Origin of the sequence: Tessaracoccus lacteus (assembly GCF_029917005.1) — a bacterium.
GTDB classification, from domain to species: Bacteria; Actinomycetota; Actinomycetes; order Propionibacteriales; family Propionibacteriaceae; genus Arachnia; species Arachnia lactea.
The window spans coordinates 2,090,430-2,112,035 of record NZ_CP123967.1; the positions used below are offsets into that span (position 1 = coordinate 2,090,430).

Genomic DNA, 21,606 nt, shown 5'->3' on the forward strand with positions numbered 1-21,606 from the left:
GTGGCGTGTACCCCGTCTGCGATGCCGTGGGCGGGCCGCCCGTCGCCAAGGAGACCTACTGTGTTCGATCTGCTCGCCAACGTCATGTCCGCGCCGCTGCTGGTGCCGATGGACATCAACATCGACCCCAACACCAACGGACTGCCGGGGATCAATCAGCTGCGCACCATCGTCGGCGCGGTGATGACCATCGGCCTCATTCTGTCCGTGCTCGCGTTGATCGTGTCCGCGATCGTGTGGGGCTTCGGCGCGAACTCCTCCAACCCGCACCTCGCTTCGCGGGGGAAGATCGGCGTCCTCGTCTCCTGCGGCGCGGCGGTGATCTGCGGCGCGAGCGTGACGCTCATCAACTTCTTCTGGAACGTCGGCCAGTCCGTCTGACCCGACTGTCGTCGAGAGTGCTGGTGTTCGTGATGGGCGTGTGCGACGTTCCCGTGATCTCCTCGGTCTGCGATGCCGTCGGCGAAGGAGCCGCCTCTCTGGTCGCGGCCCCGTTCGACTGGCTCGCCCAGGCGATGGGTGCCGCCGCCGGGTGGCTGTTCGAGGCGGTCTGGTCGGTTTCGACACCACGACTCTCGTGGATGTCACCAAGCCCGGCTACATCGCCGTCTACAACCTGCTGTTCGGCATCGCGGTCTTCGTAATGCTGATCTTCTTCTGCCTCCAACTCATCACCGGCCTGATCCGCCGCGACCCCACCGCCCTCACCCGAGCCGCGCTCGGGCTGGCGAAGTCCGTCCTCGGATCGTTCGTCGTCATCACGCTCACGGCCCTGCTGCTCGAAGTCGTCGACCAACTGTGCATCGGGATCGTGCAGGCCGCCGGAGAGACCACCGAGTCGATGGGCGACAAGATCGCCCTCCTCGCCACAGGTCTGGTCGGCATCAACATCGCCGCCCCCGGCGTCGGAGCGATCATCACGATCTTCATGGCCGGCCTCGCGATCACCGCCGCCGCGATCGTATGGCTATCCCTCCTCGTCCGGAAAGCACTGCTGCTGGTGGCGGTCGTGTTCGCGCCGCTCGCGTTCAGCGGTGCCTCATGGGATGCCTCGCGGGGGTGGATTGGGAAGTGGGCGATGTTCGTCGTCGCGCTGATCTGCTCCAAGCTCGTGCTCGTCGTGATGTTCCTCGTCGCGATCACCCAGGTCTCCGCACCGATCTACGCCGACCTCGCCTCGGTCAGTGATCCCATCGCGGGGATCGTGCTGATGGCGATGGCCGCGTTCGCGCCCTACCTCACGTACAAGTTGATCGCGTTCGTCGGGTTCGACATGTACCACGCGATCGGCTCCGAGCAGGACGCCAAGAGCGCCCTCAACCGCCCGATCCCAGTCCCGAGCAAGCCGCAAGGCGGCGGCGAGCCGAGGAAGGTACTCGACGGAACCAGCGGCGGCGGGAACGCGGGCGGAGGCCCCGGTGGAGGAAGCAGCGCACCACCCCAGCCGAAGACCCCGGCACCGGCACCCGCCGCGAGCGGCGGAGGCGCAGCCGGTGGTGGAGCAGCAGCAGGCGGGGGCGGCGCAGCAGCGGCCGGTCCCGTCGCGGCGGGTGTGGTGATCGGGGCGAGTGTCGCCAAGGGTGCAGCGACCGCCGGGCCGAAGGCCGGAACGGCGCTGGGAGCCCAGGCCGAGCACGCCGCCGACGCGGCAGCGCAGACACCGCCACCTCCCGCCGCATCGCCTGCGGCACCGCCGTCGAGCCCGGCACCACGACCGCCGAGCACCGACCCGTCACCGCCGCCGAAGCAGCCCCCGCCGCCGGCGCCACGCCCACCGAAGGAGTAGACGATGAGCAGCACGAACCACGACCGTCCCACAGCGGGCGAACTCGTTCCGGTGAAGTTCTCCCGCCTCACCCGCCGCGGCGTTCTCCTCGGCCTGTCGCTGACCCAGCTCATCACGCTCGCCATCGGCGGAGCGACACTGATCGGCGCGTTCTACGCCGGCGGCGGGATGCTACTCGCCTACACCGCCCCCATCTGGGTTCTCGCGGCCGCGCTGACCTGGATACCCATCGCGGGCCGGCCCATCGTGGAGTGGCTGCCCATCGCCTGCTGGTGGCTGTGGCGCACCACCGGCGGGCAAATGCTGTACCGGCGTAGGATCGTCGTCCCGCGCCCCGTCGGCACCCTCGCCCTGCCCGGCGACATGGCCCGCCTGCGCGAGTACACCGACCCCGACACCAACGCCGGGATGATCCACGACGCCCACGCCGCCACGTTGACCGTGGTGTGCGAGGTCACCCATCCCGCGTTCGTGCTCCTCGATCCCGGCGAACAGGAACGCCGCGTCAGCTCCTGGGGACGCGTCCTGGCCACCGTCTGCCGCTCCGGCCGGATCGCCACCCTGCAAGTCCTCGAACGCACCCTCCCCGACTCCGGCACCGGACTCGCAGAATGGTGGGCCACCCACGGCACCCGGGACGGCTCCTGGGCGGCCGACACCTACGCCGAACTCATCGACCGCGCCGGACCCGCCGGCGAACGCCACGCCACCACGCTCTCACTGTCACTCGACATGAAGACCAGCGCACGGCAGATCAGGACCGGCGGAGGCGGGATACGCGGTGCCGCCGCCGTGCTGCGCCAAGAGATGAACACCCTCGTCGCAGCGCTCCGCTCCGCCGACCTCTCCCCATCCGGTTGGCTGACCCCAGGGCAAATCGCGGTGATGCTGCGCTCCGCGTACGACCCGGCCATCGCCGCCACGCTGGAACGCCACGGCAGGCTCGGCCAATCCCTCGCCACCGCAGGACCGGTCGCCGTCACCGAAACCTGGGGGAAGCTCCGCACCGACTCCGCCCACCACGCGGTGCTCTGGGTCAGCGAGTGGCCCAGGTCGCTCGTCTATCCGGGGTTTCTATCGCCGGTGCTGCTGTCCACCGGCATCCAGCGGTCGTTCTCGCTGATCTGCACCCCGATGCGCTCCGATGCCGCTGCTCGCGACATCCGCAGGAAGAAGGTCGAGCACATCTCCGACCAGGCCCAGCGCGCGAAGATCGGCCAGATCGAGGACGCCTCGCAGACCGCCGAGTATCACGACGTGCTCCAGCAAGAAGCCGACCTCACCGCCGGCCACGGCATCCTCCGCTACACCGGCCTCATCGCCGTCTCTGCGCCCACCGGCGAAGAGCTCGATGCCGCCGTCGCCGCGATCGAGCAGGCCGCGATCCAAGCCTCCTGTGAGACGCGGCTGCTCGTCGGCCAGCAAGCCGCCGCCTTCACCGCCGCCGCGCTCCCGCTCTGCCGGCGGGTCTGAGTTCAGCCTTCAGGGCTGACGAGGATCGTGGCTGATGGATCGACATCGGGTGCCCAAGCAAGGGTCGGCAGGTCAGCGCTTTCCAGTCCCGCGAGTTCGAGCGCAGCCTGTCCCGACAGATGCGAAGAGATGATGGACTGCCCGTTTGCGACTGCCGCGTAGAACTGTGCGGCGTAGTTGATCGCATCGGCGTCTTCGATGCTGTCGGCCATCCCGATCGCGAACGGCACGACTCGAGCCACCAGGTCGTCGATCTGGGCTGCGGAGCGACACGAGTTCAGCAGGACGAGGAGCGGAGGATCGTCGGTTGCGCTGATCGCGCGTGCGAAGGCTAGCGCCGTCACGATCACTCCCTCGTGGGGTTCGTCTGCTTCATCCTCAAAGACGATCAGGTCGTCGTTGCTGTGGCCCGAGAAGTGGACCACGTGAGGACGGAACTTCGTGATGCCGTCCAGTAGGTCAGCCGTAGTTGCTGCTGGCCGCACATCGAGTTCGATCTGGTCACGGTGCAAAGCCGACTCGACCGCTGCCCGGATGCGCTTCTGCTCCCTTCCAACGCGGAGGTCACCTTCGGCCGAAGCACCCAGCATGAGCACTCGGAGCTTCTCCGGCTTGGGCGCTGGGAGCTGACGCAGCGCGTGACTGACGGCTACCTCGGCACCGCTGATCCGCGATTCAAGCTGGGCACGTTCAGCCGCCGCCCGCCGGTCGGCACGCTGCTGCTCGCTCTTTCGGCGTCTCTCGGCGGCATCGGCCTCCGACTGTTCGGCACGGGAGAGCTTGGTCTGTAGCGCGGCCTCGTCCTTCGCGTAGCCGGCTGCCCGGGTCTGCCAGCGGCTGGCCTCCTTGCCCGCAGTCTCCGCTTCCTTCTCGCGGCGCTCGGCGTCCCGCAACTTGCTGCTGCGGGTGGAACTGCTCGTCGTCTTTGCGGCAGCCTGCCGCGCCTTGGCGGCATCGGCTCGCTTCGAGGACTCCTTCGACCGGTACTCACCCGCCTTCTTGTCCGCGTCGATCCGCTGTTTGCGCTTGCGGTCAAGCTGTCCTCGGTACTGACTTGCGCTCACTCTGTCGGGCTCCTGCCTCGTTTGCCCTCGTGTCATCTACAACGCTAGGCCGCACCACCGACATTTTCCGTTCGCTGGTGCGCACCTCCCCGTCATACGGCACCAGGAGGTCACCATGCCTACGTTCTTCGATTCGACTGCCGACGCCGCCGAGGCGTCCGAAGCCTTGCGCGGCCTCGCGCACGCGAGCCGGGGCTTCGATCAGCCCGCCGAGATGTACGGGGTGATCGGTGATCTGTCCTCGGGCATGCGCTCGCTGCGGCAGGCGCTCGACCAGATCGCCGATGTTCACGAGCGCAAGGCCGCGCACGCGTTCAACGACGCCGGAAGCCACGAGGCAGGCGTGCGGGAGGCGCTCGCTGCTGCGGAAGAGTTGCGTCAGGCCGCGAACCTCGTCGACCGGGCCCACGACCGGCTCGCGGAAGGCTTCATCGCCGCGGGGCGGATCGCCTGGCACCCCGAGCCCGCCGTCGAGGAGGTCATGCCGTCGCGGTGGGTCAGCGTGGTGTTCCTCCAGGGCGAGGAGGCCGACCGGCCGTTGCACATCCTGGGCGAGCTGGGACACGTGGATGCGGTGGACTTCCTCGCGCAGTGGGACTACGGCGACGAGACCACGCAGGCCGCGCTGGAGAACGGGTATGTCTACGACAAGCCCGGCGAGGGCACCAACGATCGGGTTGCGCTCTCGGGCGACTACGCGCTGGTCGTCAACCCGCATATCGGCTACGTCTCGCTGCTGCGCCGCTACACCGAACCAGAGGCCGAGCCCCAGGATGCCGAGCTGGTCGAACCGGCTCCGGTGCAGCCGGGGCCGGAGCTTCTGGTGTCGTACTCGTCGCCGGGCGCTCCGAAGCGAGCCGACCCGCCGACCCCGAAGCGGGATGGGTCGTGGTTCGAGCCGGCCAAGATCACGGCGGTCAAGCAGTCGCGGGGGCTGGTGCGGTGACCGAGGATCGCGCGCGGCTGCATACCGCTGTCCTGGTGGCACCGTCGAAGGAGCGGCGGAAGCTCCGCAAGCAGCGCCGCAAGGCCGAGGCCCGACTCCACGCCGAGCAGCGAAGGACCGCGCTCGCCGCCGCGAAGGCAAAGGCCGAGGAGGAGCGTGCCGAGCGCCGCGCGACGGTCTACCTGCCGAAGGCAGGCGAGTCCGGCGCTGCGCGGCTGCGCACTCCGGGCCGGTTCCATCTGACGCGGCATCAGGACACGTCGGCGACGCTGGCGGGTGCGTACCCGTTCGTCGCCGAGGGCGGTCTCGGCGCCGATGGCGTGTTCGTCGGCCAAGACCTCTACTCGGGCGGGAGTTTCGTCTACGACCCGTGGGTGCTCTACGCACGCGGCATCATCACCGCACCCAACGTGGTGCTGGCCGGGATCGTCGGCTCCGGCAAGTCATCGCTGGCCAAGTCCCTCTACACGCGCTCGCTACCGTTCGGACGGCGCGTATACGTGCCCGGCGACCCGAAGGGCGAACACACCGCCGTCGCCAACGCCGTCGGTGGACGCGCCATCGTCCTCGGTCACGGACTCAACACTCGCCTGAATCCGCTCGATGAAGGCCACCGGCCCAGCGGTCTCTCGGATGAGCAATGGGCGTCCACTGTCGCAGCCCGACGGCGTGACCTGATCGGCGCACTCGCGGAGACCGTGCTCGCGCGGGGATTGTCGCCGTTGGAGCACACCGCGATCGACATCGCCCTGACCCAGACCGTGCGGGAGAACGATGTGCCGATCCTGCCGATGGTCGTTGACCGCATCCTCGCCCCGAGCGCGGATGCCGACGGCCGGTTGGCCGAGGACGGCAGGCTCGTCGGCCACGCGCTGCGCCGTCTCGTGGCCGGCGACCTGGCCGGACTGTTCGACGGGCCTTCGACGGTCGCGTTCGACCCGTCGCTGCCGATGATCTCGCTCGACCTCTCGCGCGTCACCGAGAACTCGACGCTCATTTCGGTGTTGATGACGTGCTCGTCGGCGTGGATGGAGTCCGCGCTGCTCGACCCGAACGGTGGACAGCGGTGGGTGATCTACGACGAGGCCTGGCGGCTCATGTCCCATCCAGCGCTGCTGCGGCGGATGGATGCGCACTGGCGACTCGCGCGGCACTACGGGATCGCGAACATGCTGATCTTCCACAAGCTCACCGACCTCGACAACGTGGGCGACCAAGGCTCAGCCATGCGCTCCCTGGCGAACTCACTACTCGCGAACGCGGAAACGCGGATCGTGTACCGGCAGGAGTCCGACCAGCTCGGACCGACCGCGACCGCCCTCGGTCTGACCGGCACGGAGCAGCAGCTCTTGCCGAACCTTGGCGTCGGCCAAGGGCTGTGGCGGATCAAGGCCAGGAGCTTCGTCTGCCAGCACCAACTCCACCCCGACGAACTCGCCCTGTTCGACACCAGCAGCCGCGCCGCAGGAGGACACCGATGAACCTCACCGGCCCGCGCCGATCCACCCCGAACGAAGACGATGCCACGGCTCCCGTCGAGCTGCCGCACGTCCTCGTCACCGTCGCTGCAGACGGCACCCTCACCGCCACGGTCGATGGAACACCGTTCGCGTCGCCGGACGCGGGCGACTGGACGCGCGCGACGTTCGGGCCGCTCATGGATGCCATCACCAACGACCGCACCATCGCAGTCCGAGTCGAGGTGCGCGAGAACGACGGCAGCGTCTTCACCGACATCCTCCGCACCCGCAAACCCCGACGCGCAGTCGCACCGTCCGAGACCCCTGCGCCGGAAACTCGTCGAAGTCGCCACGCCCGACGGGTGCCGCGCTTGGCTGAGGTCACCGCGGGCGGGTTCGTGCCTGGCGAGGATGTCGCTGTCGCGACGATCGTCTCCCACACCGACGCTACCGGGACCGGCGAAGCCCGGACGCTCATCGACCTCGACGACCTACCCGACGGCACACACGAGGTGATCCTGTTCGGGCGCATCTCGGGCACGCTCGCGGTGCGGCGGCTGACATGAACCAGCGGCAGGCCGGGGGCATGGGCGACGAACTCACCAATGCCGCCCTCATTGGGCTGATCGGCATGTTCGGGATCGCCCTCGTTCTCCGCGCCGGTGGCAGTGTCGCCGCGTTCCTCACCGGCACACCCCAGCCAGACGCCGGCGCAGCGGCGGGACTCGCCGTGCTGTTCAACCCCGGCGACCCGGCAACCGCGCTCGGTGCCGACGGTCTCAACCCGGTCGCCTACTGGCTCGTCAGCGCGGCACTGCTCGGCGGACTCGCCACCGGGATCGTCTGGGTGTGGATCGTGCTGCGCCGCCACACGCGGAAGACCGAGACCGACCCGCACCGCCTTGCCGGGATCGCGACCAGCCATGAAGTCAAGACCGCAGCATCCGCGAAGGCACTGCTGCACCGCGCGGCCACACTGCGCCCCTCCTTGGAATCACCAGCCCCGCAGGATGTCGGCTACCTCCTCGGTGCCAGTCGCGGGACGGAGGTCTGGGCATCTGTCGAAGACTCGATCCTGCTGATCGGCCCACCCCGCTCAGGCAAGGGCCTACATGTCGTCATCAACGCGATCCTCGACGCACCCGGAGCGGTCGTCACCACCAGCACCAGGCCCGACAACCTCACCGCGACCCTCCGCGCCCGACGCCGCAGGGGCGGACCGGTCGCGGTGTTCGACCCGCAACACCTCGCCGAAGGCATCCCCGCCGGGCTGCGCTGGTCGCCCATTCGCGGCTGTGACGATCCGCTGACCGCGATGATCCGCGCTAACGGCCTCGCAGCCGCCACAGGACTCAGCGCCGGAGGGGTCGAGTCCGGCGGGTTCTGGGAAGGCAAAACCCGCACCGCACTCCAAAGCCTGCTGCATGCCGCCGCGCTCGACGGCCGCCAGCCAGCCGAGCTGTTCAGATGGACCCTCGACCCCAGCGCCGCGTCCGAAGCCGTCGCCATCCTCAACTCACACCCGAACGCGGCGATGGGCTGGGACGACTCCCTGGCCGCGATGATCGACGCCGACCCCAAGACCCGCGACAGCATCTGGCAAGGCGTCTCCCTCGCACTGGCCGCACTGGCCGACCCGCGCGTGCTCGATGCCGTCACGCCAGGCCCGCACGAGCACTTCGACCCCGAGACCTTCCTCACCGAACAAGGCACCCTGTACCTGCTCGCCACCGGAGCAGGAGCAGGAGCCTCGGCATCGCTGGTCGCGGCGTTCGTCGAAGACCTCATCGAAACCGCCCGCCGACTTGCCGCCCGCTCGCCCGGAGCACGGCTCGACCCGCCGCTACTGCTCGCGCTCGACGAGATCGGGAATCTCGCACCGCTGCCGTCACTGCCGACGCTCATGGCCGAAGGCGGTGGCACCGGGATCACGACCATGCCGGTCTTGCAGTCCCTCGCACAGGCTCGCGACAGGTGGAGTGAACACCAGGCCGGCGCGATCTGGGACGCTAGCATCGTCAAGATCATCCTCGGCGGCGCATCCAACAGCCGCGACCTCCAAGACCTCTCCACGCTCATCGGAGAGCGCGACGAGTACACCGACAGCGTGACACTCGGCGACCACGGCACCCGCTCCAACCAGCGCTCGATCCGCCGCGTCCCGATCCTGCCGCCAGACCGCATCCGCACCCTGCCATTCGGCACCGGCATTGCGATGCTGCGCTCCGCGCCGCCCATCGTCACCGACCTCCGCGCCTGGCCGACTCGCCCCGATGCCGCGCAACTCCGCAGCGACCGCGACGAACTCGAAACACTGCTGCGCCACCGCCCCGTCACCTGACGCTGCGTCTGGGTGCCGAAGCGCACCTGCCTGACACAGCGGCCACACACGGCTGGTCGCCCGAGTTCAGGAGGACGCCATCATGGCCATTCGTACCCACCAGTCCATCTCCGGCTTTGTCGCCTCGGACCCGCAGCTCAGCTACACCGACCGCGGCGACGCACGGCTCTACATGAAGGTCGGCATCGAGCATTACCGCAAGGAGCCCGACAACTCCTTCACGCAACTGGAGACGACGTTCCACGACCTCATTGCGTATCGCGGTGCTGCCGAGCAGGGAGCCGAGCGGCTCGCCAAGGGCGACAACATCATCGCCGACGGACGGGTGCGCGACTACTCCTACGAGCGCAACGGCCAGCGGTACGAGGGCGAGGAGTTCATCGCGACGCGCATCGGACACGACCTCGCCCGCACCCGCTACGAGGTGGATCGCAGCGAACGCACTTCCGGCCGAGACGCCGCGGCGTTCACCGGACCTCAGCAGGCCGCGCCGTCCACCGCGGCTGCCATCGGAATGTGAGCGATCCCGCCATGAGCGATCAGTTCCACCCTGAGCACGACGACATGCCACCCGAGGCAGGTCTCGCGTCCCCGCGTTTCGACGTGCCCGAGCCGCCGCATCCGGTCAACTGGAATCTGCTGACCGCCAACGATCTCGAAGCCGAGTTGCTCGAACTGAACCGTTGGGTGGACTGGCTTCGCCACACCTACGGACTTCCGGCCAGCGTCGTTCCGCCCTACTGGCACCGTCACCCCGAGCTCCTCTGGGAACTGTCGGCGCTGCACCTGCACTGGCTGTGCGCATACGACCCCGAGCAGAATGGGTCGGCACCGCTCGGCTGGCACCGCGACTTCGCCGATGCCCGTGCCCGCCTTCGTGATTGGGTGTCGGCCTGCGGTACGCGGCTCGACCGAGACCGCCCGACTCGCCAGACGAGCTGGCCCGGTGAAGACCCCACTCAGCCCATCGAGGACTCACCGATCACGGATCGCGACGAAGACTTCGTTCGGTTCGTGATCGACATGGTGGATGCGCGCCAGGAAGCAGAGGATGCCTTCTTCGCGGGCATCGACCCGGAGACGGGCGAGGTGTGAATCGTGGCGCGCCGCTATGAACGGAAGACCGGGCAGCGTCAACAGAGCGAGCGCGAGCTGACGATCCGCGCCGAGTTCCACGAGCCGCCCGACCTGGACAAGCTCTGCGAGCTGCTGATCCGCCTGGCGCTCCAACAGTCGGGAGCGTGCCGTTCGGAGGGATCGACGCGACCGAAGCGCCCTCGTGCCTCCGCGAGCGCGTCGTCGTAGAATGGAGGCATCCGTCGCGGATGGCGGATGTTGTGGTCCTAGCGCTTCGCCGCCACGGCGAGGCAAAGTAAACGTGGCCGACTCGGCCTAGTCCTACAGCCTTCGGGCTCTTCTCACGATCAACATCCGCTCTCACAAGTCCGCGTCGGCAGGACCAGTGACTGTGGAGAAGAGCCATGACGATCATCGACGCGGACCGAACCGCGATAGACAGCCTCGTAGCGCCCACCCCGTTCCCCGGATCATTCGCCGTCTCCTACCTACGGGTCTCCACGAAGGAGCAGGCGGAGAAGGGCGGCCAGGCGGAGGGCTTCTCGATCCCGGCCCAGCGCGAGGCGAACCAGCGCAAGGCCGACCAGCTCGGAGCAACGATCATCGAGGAGTTCGTCGACGCGGGCGAGTCCGCGCGCAAGGCCGACCGGCCCGAACTGATGCGGATGATCCAGTACGTCGCGAAGCACAAGACGAACTACTGCATCGTCCACAAGGTCGACCGGCTCGCCCGCAACCGAGCCGACGACGTGACCATCCACCTCGCCCTCAAGGACGCCGGCGTCACGCTGGTGTCGGCCACGGAGAACATCGACGAGACCCCGTCCGGGATGCTGCTGCACGGCATCATGTCCTCGATCGCGGAGTTCTACTCCCGCAACCTCGCCACCGAGGTCGTCAAGGGTCTGTCGCAGAAGGCCGCGCAGGGCGGCACCGTGACGAAGGCACCCATCGGCTACCGCAACGTCGGCGTGCGCGACGAGTTCGGGCGGGAAGTACGCACCGTCGAGATCGACGAGGAGCGAGCCCCGTTGGTGCGGTGGGCGTTCCAGGTGTTCGCATCCGGCGACTGGACGACGAGCCAGCTTCACCAGGAGCTCGTAGCGCGCGGGCTCACGACAGCGGCGTCGCCGCGGCGACCGTCCCGACCCATCGGGAAGTCGTCGGTGCATCGGATGCTGACGAACCCGTACTACAAGGGCAGCGTCCGCTACCAGGGCGTGACCTATGCCGGAGCGCACGAGGCCATCGTCCCCAACGAGGTGTGGGACCAGGTGCAGACCGTGCTCGGCACGCACCGCTCGGCAGCAGATGCAACGCAAGTCCACGAGCACTACTTGAAGGGGACGGTGTTCTGCGGCCAGTGCGGCTCGCGGCTACTGGTGTGCAACGCCAAGAGCAGCCAGGGCACGATCTACCCGTACTTCGTGTGCGCGAGCAGGCATGGTGGCAGAGGCGACTGCACCCGGCAGGCGATGCTCATCGAGCAGGTCGAACGGCTCATCGAGCGCTTCTATGCCAAGGTGCAGCTCGATCCCGAGACGACGCAGGCGGTCTCGGCGATGATCCATGCCCGGTTCGACGAGATGATGGCCGAAGGAGCCGCCGAACTTGCCGACCTCGCGTCCCGGAGAACCCAACTCGAAGGCGAGCAGCAGAAGTTGCTGCAAGCCCACTACGCCGGAGCCATCCCGCTCGACCTGCTCAAGAAGGAGCAGGACCGGATCACCGCGTCGTTGGAGACCATCGAGCACCGGATCACCGCTCACCACGGCCACTATGCCGACGCGCGGGCGAACCTCGACGACTCGCTGAAACTGCTGTCCAACGCTGCCGACCTCTACGAGCACGCCGACGACGCGAACCGCCGACTGTGCAACCAAGCACTGTTCAGGGCGATCTACATCGACGAGGACAACGACGTGCGCGTCGGCTACCGGAACCCGTATGACGGACTGAGCCTCTCCGGCCTCCACGCCGACGCCCTGAGCTGGGCCGCCGAGGCGAAGAAAATGGGCCAGGCGCGAACCGCGACCAAGGGTGGCCCCTTGGTCGCAAGTTCACACCTGACCCGTTTGGGGTGAGTAACGGGATTTGAACCCGCGACATCCTGGACCACAACCAGGTGCTCTACCACCTGAGCTATACCCACCATGTTGCCCGACAGCGTCAGGCGACTGGGAAACAATAGCGCACCCTGGTGGGGGCTGGGAAATCGAGGGGGCGGTCAGGCCTCCTTCGCGACCTCCGCATCGCCCGTGTTGCCGGTCAGTGCCCCGCGGTGCTTCGCGGCGATGGCCCGCAGGTCCTCGCCCGTGGGGCCGGGCTCCGGAACGAACAGCGCCTCGCGGTAGTAGCGCAGCTCCTCGATCGACTCCTGGATGTCGGCAAGGGCGCGGTGGTTGCCGGTCTTGGCCGGGGCGAGGTGCGTGACCTTCGGGTACCAGCGGCGGGCGAGCTCTTTGATGGAGGACACGTCGACGTTGCGGTAGTGCACCCACTCCTCCAGTTCCGGCATGTCGCGGGCGAGGAAGGAGCGGTCGGTGCCGATGGTGTTGCCGGCCAGTGGGGCGCGCTTCGGGGCGGGCACGAAGGTCTTGATGTAGGCCATCACCTGGGCGGTGGCCTCCTCCATGGTGACGCCGTCCTTGAGGTCCTCGAGGAGGCCGGACTTGGTGTGCATGGTGCGGACGAAGTCGCCCATCTGCTCGAGGGCCTCGTCGGTGGGCCTGATCAGCACGTCGACGCCGTCGCCGAGCACGTTCAGTTCACCGTCGGTCACGAGCACCGCGACCTCGATCAACGCGTCGTTGACCAGATCCAGCCCGGTCATCTCGCAGTCGATCCACACCAGCTTTTCACTCATGGCTACAAGATACGTCCGCGCGGGGCAGCCGCGCGACTGAGGCTAGACTGAGCCGCGCCAGCCCCAGTGGCGCAATGGATAGCGCAACGGCCTTCTAATCCGTCGGTTACAGGTTCGAGTCCTGTCTGGGGCGCCGGGCAGGTCACACGGCTGCCGAGTGCGTCGACGTCGTGGCACCCATGAAGATCGAGACGCATCCGGCGGCGTTCTCGCAGCGGCTCCAGCAGTCGTCGTCGGCGTCGGCGCACACGCAACGCTGCGCGGCGACCACCTCACACTCGAAGCACGCCTCGCCCTGGTGCAACCACGACCCACATCCCGGACAACGATCCATCCCTGGACTCTACTTTCCGGAACCCGGTGCCGGGCGGTCGGGGCCGGAGACGCGGCATACTTCCGCCCATGAAGCGCTTCCGGAAAGTGGTGTCCCTGCTGGTCGTCGGCGCCTTGATCGGGTTCGGCATCGGCTGGGCGTGGCCCATCCTCAACCGCGAGACGCTGATGGTCGGGCAGGACGCCGTCGTGGTCTCCGCCGACGAGGCGGAGGTGTCGGTGGTCGACGCCGGCGGGAAGGTGCTGGTGATCGAGCCCGCCGACGTGGACGCGCGTGTCGCGCTGATCCTCTACCCCGGTGGCCTGGTGCGCCCGCAGGCCTACGAGTGGCTCGGCCACGCGCTGGCCTCGCGCGGCGTGCGGACGCTCATCCCGGAGATGCCGTTCGACCTCGCGGTGCTCGGCAAGGACCGCGCGACGCAGGTCGCCGACGAGCTGGCGGACGACCTGCCCGTCGTGATCGGTGGGCACTCGCTCGGCGGAGCCATGGCCGCCTCGTACGCGGCGGAGAACCCGGAGGCACTGGCGGGGCTGGTGCTGCTGGCCGCCTACCCGCCCGACGGCGACGACCTCAGCGGCACGACGGTGCCCGTCTTGTCGCTCTACGGGGAGCACGACGAGGTCGCCGACCTCGACACCGTGCTCGGGGCGGCGGACTTGCTGCCGTCGTCGGCCAGCTTCGTCGAGGTGACGGGATCGGTGCACAGCTTCTTCGGCCGCTACGGGCCCCAGTCCGGCGACGGCGTGCCGACGGTGTCGCGCGCCGACGCGGAGAACGCCATCGCCGAGGCCGTCGGCGACTTCCTCGACGGCATCGGCATCTGAGCTAGAGGTATAACCCGGTCCCGCCGTCGACGGCGCCCTCCGAGGCGACGGCGTGGATGTCGCGCTCGCGCAGCAGGACGTAGGTGCGGGACTGGACCTCGACCTCGGAGCGCTCCTCCGGGTCGAAAAGCACGCGGTCGTCGACCTCGACGGACCGGACGTTGGGTCCGACGGCGACGACCTTGGCCCAGGTGAGCTTGCGACCCATCTGTACCGTGGCGGGGATGAGGATGCCGCCTCCGGAGCGTCGCTCCGCGGCCCCGGTGTCGGGGTCGACCAACACCCGGTCATTCAGCATGCGGATGGCCAGGGGCGCGTCGATCACCTCTCGATCGCCGCCCTGCGGGCCGCAACGGAGACGGCGCGGCGCTTCGCGACGGAGTTGAGCGTCGCGAAGAACACGACTGCGCCGACCACGGCGCCCCCCACGACCAGCAGCTTCTCGTAGTTCCACTGCCCCCGCTCGTCGCGCAGCGAGGAGGTGGCCGTGTCGAACTCGGCCTTGGCGAACTGCTTGACCTGGGCCACTGATTCCTTGGCGATGTTCTGCGGCTTGATGGCCTCCGCCACCTCGTTGGTCGCGCCGACGAGGCGGGCCCGATTTGCGGCGAGGTCGGCGCGCAGCTGCTGCACGTTCGGATTGGCCATGTGCGTACTCCTTGAAGGTCTGCCCCCAGCCTATAGTCACGGGCCAGCCGCAGCGCCACCAAACGTGCCGAGACCCTGCCGCGAGTCGATACACTTGCCGCCATGACCGCACGACTGACGGCCGGCACCCCGGCCCCCGAGTTCACGCTGCCCGACCAGGACGGCAACGACGTCTCCCTCTCCGATTTCGCCGGCGAGACGGTCATCCTCTACTTCTACCCGGCCGCGATGACGCCGGGCTGCACGACGCAGGCCGTCGACTTCTCCGAGAACCTCGGCTCCTTCAAGGACGCGGGCTACCGCGTGCTCGGCTGCTCCCCCGACCCCGTCGACAAGCTCGCGAAGTTCGCCGAGCGCTCCAATCTCGGCTTCACGCTGCTGGCCGACCCCGAGACGACCGTGCTGAACGCCTACGGCGCCTGGGGCCCCCGCAAGCTCTACGGCAAGGAGATCGTCGGCGTGCTGCGCTCGACGTTCGTGATCGAGGTAGGCGCCGACGGTAAGGGCGTCGTCAAGGTCGCGCAGTACAACGTGAAGGCCACTGGCCACGTGGCGAAGCTCCGCCGCGAGCTCGGTGTCTGACTCCTTCCTCACCATCGACGCCGCCCCGGGCGGCGGGGTCGACGTCGAGCTGGAGATCAGGCGGTCCCGGTTCCTGACGCGTATGCGGCGCGTCACCTCAGAGGAGGACGCGCGCGCCGTCATCGAGGAGCGGCGGTCCACCTACTTCGACGCCCGCCACCACTGCTCCGCCTTCGTGCTGGGCCCGGACGGGCGCACGGCCCGCAGTTCGGACGACGGCGAGCCCGCCGGCACCGCCGGCGTGCCGATGCTGACGGCCCTGAACCGGGTCGGGCTGACGGATGTCGTCGCGGTCGTCACGCGCTACTTCGGCGGCATCAAGCTCGGCGCGGGCGGCCTGGTGCGGGCATACACGGACGCCGTCGCGCAGGCCGTCGAGGCGGCGGGCACCCGAACGGTCCGCCTGTCCACGCTGCTGCGGATCGACGCAGACTTCGCCTCCGCGGGTCAGGTCGAGGACCAGCTGCGCGGCCTGACGCTGCCCTCCGGGGCTCCCGTCACCGTCGACTCGGTCGACTGGACGGACCGCGCGCACATCAGTGTGGCCGTGCCCGCCGGATCCGTCGACGAGCTGCGCGTCGCGCTGGCCACGTTGTCCGCCGGTGCCCTCGCCGCCGAGGAGACCGGCTCCCGCTGGGTCGGCTGAGTCAGCGTCCCACGGCGAAGCCGCCGTCGAGACCGTATGCCCGGTCGCCGAACAGACGTGGGGCGCCACCCTTGTTGACCGACGCCACCCTTACACGCAGACGCTACCCCTCTTCGCACATGCCACCGCCAGGGCGGTGGCATGTGCTGACAAGGGTGGCGTCGGTCCACAAGGGTGGCGTTTGTCAGTAAGGGTGGCGCCTGGGTCCGGCGCGGCAGCCGGGTGGTCGCGAGCGGCAGGCGGGCGGCTCGCGAGTAGCACCGAATCGCACGCGGAAGTCGGCGTGCAGCGAGGTGGTGATCGTCACGGCTTATCAACGCGATTTCAACGAGTGCCGACGAAGGGACTTGAACCCTCACGCCCGAAGGCACAGGAACCTAAATCCTGCGCGTATACCAATTTCGCCACGTCGGCTCGAAGCGCGCCTAGTCTAGGGCACCGCGCGCAGGGGCGCCGAGCGCGAACCGCTCGACGACCGCATACTCGCGACCCCGCTGCCGCGATTCGATGAGGCACACCTCGTCGGCCCGCCAAGCCCACCGTGGGAACGAGCCGAGCACCTCCAGCCACCGCGTCGCATTGAATCCGTGACTGGCGCGGGCCAGGGTCAGATGGCCGACGAAGCGGGCCCCGTCGACCTCGACGCCCGCCCTGGACCCCGCGCGTCGGCACCCGGCCGACAGCGCGGCGAGCCCGTCGCGCCCCAGCCCGACGGCGAGCGCGAGCACCTTCGCCCGGTCGGGCGAGGGGAACGCGACTCCCCCGCTGAGACCGACGTCAAAGGGAGCTGCGTGGGACGCGGCGACCGCCAGATGCTCGACGAGGCTCTCGACGCGCCACAGGTCGACGTCGCCCATGAACGAGGTGGTCACGTGCCAGCCGACGGGCCGGGTCCAGCGCAGCCGCTCGTCGGAGTCGCGGCGCGGCTCCAGCAGACCGTCGAGATCGCCGACGACCTCGTCGGGCGGCAGCAGGGCCGTGAACATACGTGCTCCCATGCCGTCCACCCTAACCGGAGCCCGATGACACCCCCGGTCAATAGGGTCGGGTCCACGACGAAAGGACGACCATGCTGACAGTCAGCCCCTACATCATCCTCCGAGGCAAGGCGAAGCCGGCCATCACGTTCTACCAGTCGGTCTTCGGCGGCGAACTCGCGATCACGATGCAGTCCGAGTACAACCCCGACCCGGCGGTCGCAGACCTGGTGATGCACGGCCAGCTCACCACCGACACCTTCACTCTGATGGTCTCGGACGACCCGCGCAGCGGCGAGGAGCTCCCCTCCGGCAACATCCAGATCTGCGTCTGGGGCGACGACCTCGAGACGGCGCGGGCCTGGTTCACGGCGCTGAGCGATGGCGCGGACGTCACCACCCCCTTCGCGCCCCAGATGTGGGGTGACCACTACGGCGACCTGACCGACAAGTTCGGCGTCTCGTGGAGCGTGAACGCCGGCACGCCCAGCTGATTTAACATTCAACTGACGGCGGGGTACCGTGGAGGCGAGACCTTCCGAAGGAGCACCATGACCGCCACGGACATCCGCAACGAGACCAGCGTTCCCGTCAGCAGCCCCCTCGCCCACCGATGGAGCCCTCGCTCCCTCGACGGCGCCCACGTCCTGAGCGCCGACGACCTCACCGCGCTGGGCGAGGCGGCACGATGGGCGCCGTCCGCCATGAACCTGCAGCCGACGCGCTTCATCGTCGCCCGCCGCGGCACCGACACGTTCGCCAAGATCGCCGAGAGCCTCGCCGGTTTCAACCAGGTGTGGGCGCCGCGCGCGTCCGCCCTCGTCGTGGCACTGGCGGAGACCGAGCGCGACGGCCGCCCCGTCCGCTGGGCCGAGTACGACCTTGGCCAGGCGGTCGCCCACCTGACCATCGAGGCCGCCGACCGCGGGCTCGTCACCCACCAGATGGGCGGCTTCGACGTGGACCAGCTGCGCTCGGTCTTCCGCATCGACAAGGCCCTGACCCCCGTCACCGTGATCGCCGTCGGCCAGTACGACCCGACCGCCGACATCGACGAGGCCGTCCGCGAGCGGGACCTCGAGCCCCGCACGCGGCGCGAACTGGACGACCTCACCCTCATCCTCGACATCTGACGCCTGTCGTCCTGAAGGCCCGGAGCTCCCAGCTCCGGGCCTTCGTCATGCCCCGACGCTGAAGGATTGTCTCGACTTCATAACGCGTGAGAGCGCTCTCTTGACATGGGTCGCCGATCGACTCTACGTTCATCACAACCCGGGGAATCGCAACGAAGCCTCCGGAACCGCCGGCAGAGAGAGCGCTCTCAACGTCGGCCAACACAAGGGAGTGAACGTGTCCAACCACCGCTCACGGCTCCTGGCAGGTCTCGCCAGCGCCGTCTCAATCACACTGCTGGCGACGGCGTGCTCCGGCACGACCACCGACGGCAGCACGAGTGCCGCCACCGGGTCGGCATCCGCCGAGTCCACCGAGCCCATCGAGCTGACCGTCACGACGTTCGGCACCATGGGGCTCGACGACCTCTACGCGAAGTACGAGGCCGACCACCCGAACATCACCATCAAGGCCAACAACATCGACACCGGCGGCAACGCGCTGACCGACTGGCAGACCAAGCAGGCCGCCGGTTCCGGGCTCCCCGATGTGCAGGCGGTCGAGGAGGGCTGGCTGAGCAAGGTCATGCAGGTCTCCGACTCGTTCACCGACCTGCGCGACTACGGCGCCGACGACATCAAGGGCAACTGGGTCGACTGGAAGATCGCCCAGGCCACCGACAGCAACGGCCGCATCATCGGCTACGGCACCGACATCGGCCCCCAGGGCGTCTGCTACAACTCGAAGCTGCTCGAGGAGGCCGGCATGGCCTCCGACCGCGACGGCTTCGCCGAGCTGCTCGGCGGCGACAACGCATCCTGGGAGACGTTCTTCGAGGTCGGTCGCCAGTACCACGAGAAGACCGGCAAGGCGTGGTACGACCAGTCCGGCTTCGTGTGGAACTCCATGGTCAACCAGCTCGACGAGGGCTACTACAAGGCTGACGGGACGCTCAACGTCAAGGACAATGAGGAGCTCAAGTCCCGCTGGCTGATGCTGGCCGACGCTGCAGCCGACGGCCTGTCCAGCGCCCAGACCCAGTGGGACTGGGGCGGCGGCAAGGCCTTCGTCGACGGCTCGTTCGCGACGTTCGTGTGCCCCGGCTGGATGCTGGGCGTCGTCAAGGGCCAGGTCGAGGCGGGCGGCGGCGACGCCGACTCCGGCTGGGACTTCGCCGATGTCTTCCCGGGTGGCGCGTCCAACTGGGGCGGCTCGTTCCTGACGGTCCCCACGACCTCTGAGCACCCGAAGGAGGCCGCCGAGCTGGCGGCGTGGCTGACCGACGCGCAGCAGCAGGTCTCGGCCTTCCAGGCGGCCGGTGCGTTCCCCAGCAACCTCGAGGCGCAGAAGGACCCCGGCGTGACGGGCTCCTCCGAGCTGACGGAGTTCTTCAACGACGCGCCGATCGGCGAGATCCTGGCCAAGCGCGCCGAGGGCGTCAAGGCCCAGTACAAGGGCCCCGATGACTCGGTCATCCAGGAGCAGGTCTTCGGCCCCAGCGTCCAGGAGATCGACTCGGGCAAGGCTGACGGCCCCACCTCGTGGGACAACGCCCTGAAGCTGCTCGACACCGTCGTCGCCAGCTGACGCACTGACGCACACCACACCATAGAAGGGCGCGACGCATGCACTCGACCACGGCCAGACAGACCCGTCCGGGGCTGACCTTCCGCCAGCGGCTCAGCCGCTGGGACGTGAAGTACTCCCCCTACGCGTACGTCGCGCCCTTCTTCATCCTGTTCGGGCTGATCGGCCTGTTCCCGTTGGTCTACACCTTCGTGGTGTCGCTCAACAACTGGAATCTGCTGACCGGTCCCGGCGACTGGGTCGGGCTCGCGAACTTCACGCGCGAACTCTCCGACCCGCTGTTCTGGAACTCCATCTTCAACACCTTCAGCATCTTCCTGCTGAGCTCGGTGCCCCAGATCATCACTGCCCTGGCGCTCGCGGCGATCCTCGACCAGAACCTCCGCGCAAAGACGTTCTGGCGGCTGTCGATCCTGATCCCCTACGTCGTCACGCCCGTGGCGGTGACGCTGATCTTCTCCAACATCTTCGGCGAGAAGTACGGCCTGGTGAACAACATCCTGCAGTCCTTCGGCCTCGATCCGGTGATGTGGAAGACGGAGACCCTGCCGAGCCACCTGGCTATCGCCACGATGGTCAACTGGCGCTGGACCGGGTACAACGCGCTGATCCTGCTCGCCGCGATGCAGGCCGTGCCGCGCGACATCTACGAGTCCGCGGCGATCGACGGGGCCGGCGCCGTGCGCAGGTTCTTCTCCATCACGGTTCCCAGCATCCGCCCGACGATCATCTTCGTCATCATCACCGCCACCATCGGCGGCCTGCAGATCTTCACCGAGCCGAAGCTCTTCAACGCGACAAGCTCGGTGCCGGGCGGCCCGCAGCGGCAGTACCAGACGACGGTGCTCTACCTGTGGGACCTCGCCTTCAACCGACAGCAGTTCGGGCGGGCGGCCGCCGTCGCCTGGCTGTTGTTCCTCCTCATCGTGGCCATCGGCATCCTCAACTTCATGCTGTCGCGCACCATCGCGAGCGCGGAGTCGCGGGCCGGCCGCACCCGCCGGTCCAGAAAGGCAGTCAAATGAGCGCGACCCGCAAGCCGAACCGGGGCGTCGGTGATCTGTCCCGCCCCCGCTGGTTCGTCTACGCCCTGATCTCGGCCTTCTTCATCGGGGGCACGTACCCGCTGTACTGGTCCTTCGTGATCGGCTCCAGCGACAAGTCGGCCCTGACCAGCACCTGGCCGCCGCTGCTGCCGGGGGGCCAGTTCTGGGCCAACGCGCAGGAGGTCTTCGCCACCGTCGACTTCTGGAAGGCCCTGGCGAACTCGATCATCGTGTCGTCGGTCATCACACTCTCCGTCGTGATCTTCTCGACGCTCGCCGGCTACGCCTTCGCGAAGCTGCGGTTCCGCGGCCGCGACGGGCTCATGATCGCCGTGATCGCGACGATGGCGGTCCCGACCCAGCTCGGCATCATCCCGCTGTTCATGCTCATGAAGCAGTTCGGCTGGACGGGCACGCTGGGAGCTGTGATCGTCCCGACGCTCGTAACGGCGTTCGGCGTCTTCTTCATGCGGCAGTACCTGGTCGACGTCATCCCCGACGAGCTGATCGAGGCCGCCCGCGTCGACGGCGCCTCCATGGTCCGCACGTTCGTCAACGTCGGGCTCCCCGCGGCCCGGCCCGCGATGGCGATCCTCGCCCTGTTCACATTCATGACCGCCTGGACCGACTACCTATGGCCGCTGCTGGTCGTGCCGCAGAACCCGACGCTGCAGGTCGCGCTCAGCCAGCTGCAGTCCGCGCGCTACGTGGACTACTCCGTCGTCCTCAACGGCGCGGTCCTAGCCACGCTCCCCCTCCTCCTCCTGTTCGTCGTGGCGGGCAAGCATCTCGTGTCCGGCATCATGGCGGGTGCCGTCAAGGGGTGAGATGACTAT

The 21,606-nt window shown here is 68.4% G+C and carries 25 protein-coding genes and 3 tRNA genes; 20 read left to right on the forward strand and 8 right to left on the reverse strand.

Features of this window, described 5'->3' with window-relative positions; all coding sequences use genetic code 11:
* Positions 1 to 60: 60 nt before the first annotated feature.
* The 3 genes from QH948_RS09665 to QH948_RS09675 all read left to right on the forward strand — a co-directional run bounded on the left by QH948_RS09665 (position 61) and on the right by QH948_RS09675 (position 3,259).
* Entirely contained in the window at positions 61 to 381 is a 321-nt protein-coding gene (locus QH948_RS09665; RefSeq protein ID WP_054683036.1) for a DUF6112 family protein, read from the forward strand.
* Positions 382 to 577: 196 nt separating this feature from the next.
* Complete coding sequence (locus QH948_RS09670; protein ID WP_281144200.1) at positions 578 to 1,786, forward strand: conjugal transfer protein TrbL; 1,209 nt, start codon at positions 578 to 580, stop codon at positions 1,784 to 1,786.
* Positions 1,787 to 1,789: 3 nt separating this feature from the next.
* A complete protein-coding gene (locus QH948_RS09675; RefSeq protein WP_281144201.1) occupies positions 1,790 to 3,259 on the forward strand; it encodes a PrgI family protein in 1,470 nt (489 codons plus the stop codon).
* Positions 3,260 to 3,261: 2 nt separating this feature from the next.
* Here the strand turns inward: QH948_RS09675 and QH948_RS09680 are convergent, their stop codons facing one another.
* Complete coding sequence (locus QH948_RS09680; protein ID WP_026926265.1) at positions 3,262 to 4,323, reverse strand: CHAT domain-containing protein; 1,062 nt, start codon at positions 4,321 to 4,323, stop codon at positions 3,262 to 3,264.
* 115 nt (positions 4,324 to 4,438) lie between these two features.
* Between QH948_RS09680 and QH948_RS09685 the strand changes: the two genes are divergently transcribed.
* The 8 genes from QH948_RS09685 to QH948_RS09720 all read left to right on the forward strand — a co-directional run bounded on the left by QH948_RS09685 (position 4,439) and on the right by QH948_RS09720 (position 12,231).
* Positions 4,439 to 5,269, forward strand: a complete 831-nt coding sequence (locus QH948_RS09685; protein WP_026926264.1) for a hypothetical protein — start codon at positions 4,439 to 4,441, stop codon at positions 5,267 to 5,269.
* Entirely contained in the window at positions 5,266 to 6,750 is a 1,485-nt protein-coding gene (locus QH948_RS09690; RefSeq protein WP_026926263.1) for a putative type IV secretion/conjugal transfer ATPase, read from the forward strand. The genes QH948_RS09685 and QH948_RS09690 overlap by 4 nt, the downstream gene beginning before the upstream one ends.
* Positions 6,747 to 7,295 (forward strand): hypothetical protein, encoded by a 549-nt coding sequence (locus QH948_RS09695; protein ID WP_026926262.1) that lies wholly within the window; start codon positions 6,747 to 6,749, stop codon positions 7,293 to 7,295. Before QH948_RS09690 ends, QH948_RS09695 begins: the two co-directional genes overlap by 4 nt.
* Complete coding sequence (locus tag QH948_RS09700; protein ID WP_026926261.1) at positions 7,292 to 9,070, forward strand: type IV secretory system conjugative DNA transfer family protein; 1,779 nt, start codon at positions 7,292 to 7,294, stop codon at positions 9,068 to 9,070. The genes QH948_RS09695 and QH948_RS09700 overlap by 4 nt, the downstream gene beginning before the upstream one ends.
* An 82-nt stretch (positions 9,071 to 9,152) precedes the next feature.
* The gene (locus tag QH948_RS09705) at positions 9,153 to 9,590 is read left to right on the forward strand and encodes a single-stranded DNA-binding protein (protein WP_026926260.1); all 438 of its coding nucleotides are present in this window, start codon (positions 9,153 to 9,155) and stop codon (positions 9,588 to 9,590) included.
* Positions 9,587 to 10,165, forward strand: a complete 579-nt coding sequence (locus tag QH948_RS09710) for a hypothetical protein (protein ID WP_026926259.1) — start codon at positions 9,587 to 9,589, stop codon at positions 10,163 to 10,165. The genes QH948_RS09705 and QH948_RS09710 overlap by 4 nt, the downstream gene beginning before the upstream one ends.
* 3 nt (positions 10,166 to 10,168) lie before the next feature.
* Positions 10,169 to 10,375, forward strand: a complete 207-nt coding sequence (locus QH948_RS09715) for a hypothetical protein (RefSeq protein WP_026926258.1) — start codon at positions 10,169 to 10,171, stop codon at positions 10,373 to 10,375.
* A gap of 176 nt (positions 10,376 to 10,551) precedes the next feature.
* The gene (locus tag QH948_RS09720) at positions 10,552 to 12,231 is read left to right on the forward strand and encodes a recombinase family protein (RefSeq protein ID WP_026926257.1); all 1,680 of its coding nucleotides are present in this window, start codon (positions 10,552 to 10,554) and stop codon (positions 12,229 to 12,231) included.
* Here QH948_RS09720 and QH948_RS09725 read toward each other — a convergent pair.
* Both QH948_RS09725 and orn read right to left on the reverse strand, forming a co-directional pair.
* Positions 12,224 to 12,299, reverse strand: a tRNA-His gene (locus QH948_RS09725). The genes QH948_RS09720 and QH948_RS09725 overlap by 8 nt on opposite strands.
* Positions 12,300 to 12,374: 75 nt before the next feature.
* Positions 12,375 to 13,013: an oligoribonuclease gene (gene orn, locus QH948_RS09730; protein ID WP_281144202.1), complete on the reverse strand. Its 639-nt coding sequence runs from the start codon at positions 13,011 to 13,013 to the stop codon at positions 12,375 to 12,377.
* Positions 13,014 to 13,073: 60 nt separating this feature from the next.
* On the opposite strand from orn, the gene QH948_RS09735 reads away from it, so the two are divergent.
* Positions 13,074 to 13,146, forward strand: a tRNA-Arg gene (locus QH948_RS09735).
* Positions 13,147 to 13,155: 9 nt separating this feature from the next.
* Here the strand turns inward: QH948_RS09735 and QH948_RS09740 are convergent.
* Positions 13,156 to 13,347 carry a hypothetical protein gene (locus QH948_RS09740; RefSeq protein WP_281144203.1) on the reverse strand — a complete coding sequence of 64 codons (192 nt, stop codon included), beginning with the start codon at positions 13,345 to 13,347 and terminating at the stop codon, positions 13,156 to 13,158.
* A gap of 68 nt (positions 13,348 to 13,415) precedes the next feature.
* On the opposite strand from QH948_RS09740, the gene QH948_RS09745 reads away from it, so the two are divergent.
* The gene (locus QH948_RS09745; protein WP_281144204.1) at positions 13,416 to 14,171 is read left to right on the forward strand and encodes an alpha/beta fold hydrolase; all 756 of its coding nucleotides are present in this window, start codon (positions 13,416 to 13,418) and stop codon (positions 14,169 to 14,171) included.
* Position 14,172: 1 nt separating this feature from the next.
* Here the strand turns inward: QH948_RS09745 and QH948_RS09750 are convergent, their stop codons facing one another.
* Positions 14,173 to 14,496, reverse strand: a complete 324-nt coding sequence (locus QH948_RS09750) for a GroES family chaperonin (protein WP_438874088.1) — start codon at positions 14,494 to 14,496, stop codon at positions 14,173 to 14,175.
* The gene (locus QH948_RS09755; RefSeq protein WP_281144205.1) at positions 14,493 to 14,819 is read right to left on the reverse strand and encodes a DUF3618 domain-containing protein; all 327 of its coding nucleotides are present in this window, start codon (positions 14,817 to 14,819) and stop codon (positions 14,493 to 14,495) included. The genes QH948_RS09750 and QH948_RS09755 overlap by 4 nt, the downstream gene beginning before the upstream one ends.
* Positions 14,820 to 14,921: 102 nt before the next feature.
* On the opposite strand from QH948_RS09755, the gene bcp reads away from it, so the two are divergent.
* Together bcp and QH948_RS09765 are read left to right on the forward strand one after the other, a co-directional pair.
* Positions 14,922 to 15,401, forward strand: coding sequence for a thioredoxin-dependent thiol peroxidase (gene bcp, locus QH948_RS09760; RefSeq protein ID WP_281144206.1), 480 nt, complete (start codon positions 14,922 to 14,924; stop codon positions 15,399 to 15,401).
* Positions 15,394 to 16,047, forward strand: a complete 654-nt coding sequence (locus QH948_RS09765; protein WP_281144207.1) for an IMPACT family protein — start codon at positions 15,394 to 15,396, stop codon at positions 16,045 to 16,047. The genes bcp and QH948_RS09765 overlap by 8 nt, the downstream gene beginning before the upstream one ends.
* Before the next feature lie 332 nt (positions 16,048 to 16,379).
* Here the strand turns inward: QH948_RS09765 and QH948_RS09770 are convergent.
* Both QH948_RS09770 and thpR read right to left on the reverse strand, forming a co-directional pair.
* Positions 16,380 to 16,461, reverse strand: a tRNA-Leu gene (locus tag QH948_RS09770).
* Between the two features lie 11 nt (positions 16,462 to 16,472).
* A complete protein-coding gene (gene thpR / locus QH948_RS09775; RefSeq protein WP_281144208.1) occupies positions 16,473 to 17,045 on the reverse strand; it encodes an RNA 2',3'-cyclic phosphodiesterase in 573 nt (190 codons plus the stop codon).
* Positions 17,046 to 17,116: 71 nt separating this feature from the next.
* Here thpR and QH948_RS09780 point away from each other — a divergent pair, with 71 nt between their 5' ends.
* The 5 genes from QH948_RS09780 to QH948_RS09800 all read left to right on the forward strand — a co-directional run bounded on the left by QH948_RS09780 (position 17,117) and on the right by QH948_RS09800 (position 21,597).
* Positions 17,117 to 17,518, forward strand: coding sequence for a VOC family protein (locus tag QH948_RS09780; RefSeq protein WP_281144209.1), 402 nt, complete (start codon positions 17,117 to 17,119; stop codon positions 17,516 to 17,518).
* A gap of 57 nt (positions 17,519 to 17,575) precedes the next feature.
* Entirely contained in the window at positions 17,576 to 18,157 is a 582-nt protein-coding gene (locus QH948_RS09785) for a nitroreductase family protein (protein ID WP_281144210.1), read from the forward strand.
* A gap of 217 nt (positions 18,158 to 18,374) precedes the next feature.
* Positions 18,375 to 19,724, forward strand: coding sequence for an ABC transporter substrate-binding protein (locus tag QH948_RS09790; protein ID WP_281144211.1), 1,350 nt, complete (start codon positions 18,375 to 18,377; stop codon positions 19,722 to 19,724).
* 38 nt (positions 19,725 to 19,762) lie between these two features.
* Positions 19,763 to 20,749, forward strand: coding sequence for a carbohydrate ABC transporter permease (locus tag QH948_RS09795; RefSeq protein WP_281144212.1), 987 nt, complete (start codon positions 19,763 to 19,765; stop codon positions 20,747 to 20,749).
* Positions 20,746 to 21,597 carry a carbohydrate ABC transporter permease gene (locus tag QH948_RS09800; RefSeq protein WP_281144213.1) on the forward strand — a complete coding sequence of 284 codons (852 nt, stop codon included), beginning with the start codon at positions 20,746 to 20,748 and terminating at the stop codon, positions 21,595 to 21,597. The genes QH948_RS09795 and QH948_RS09800 overlap by 4 nt, the downstream gene beginning before the upstream one ends.
* Positions 21,598 to 21,606 lie beyond the last annotated feature (9 nt).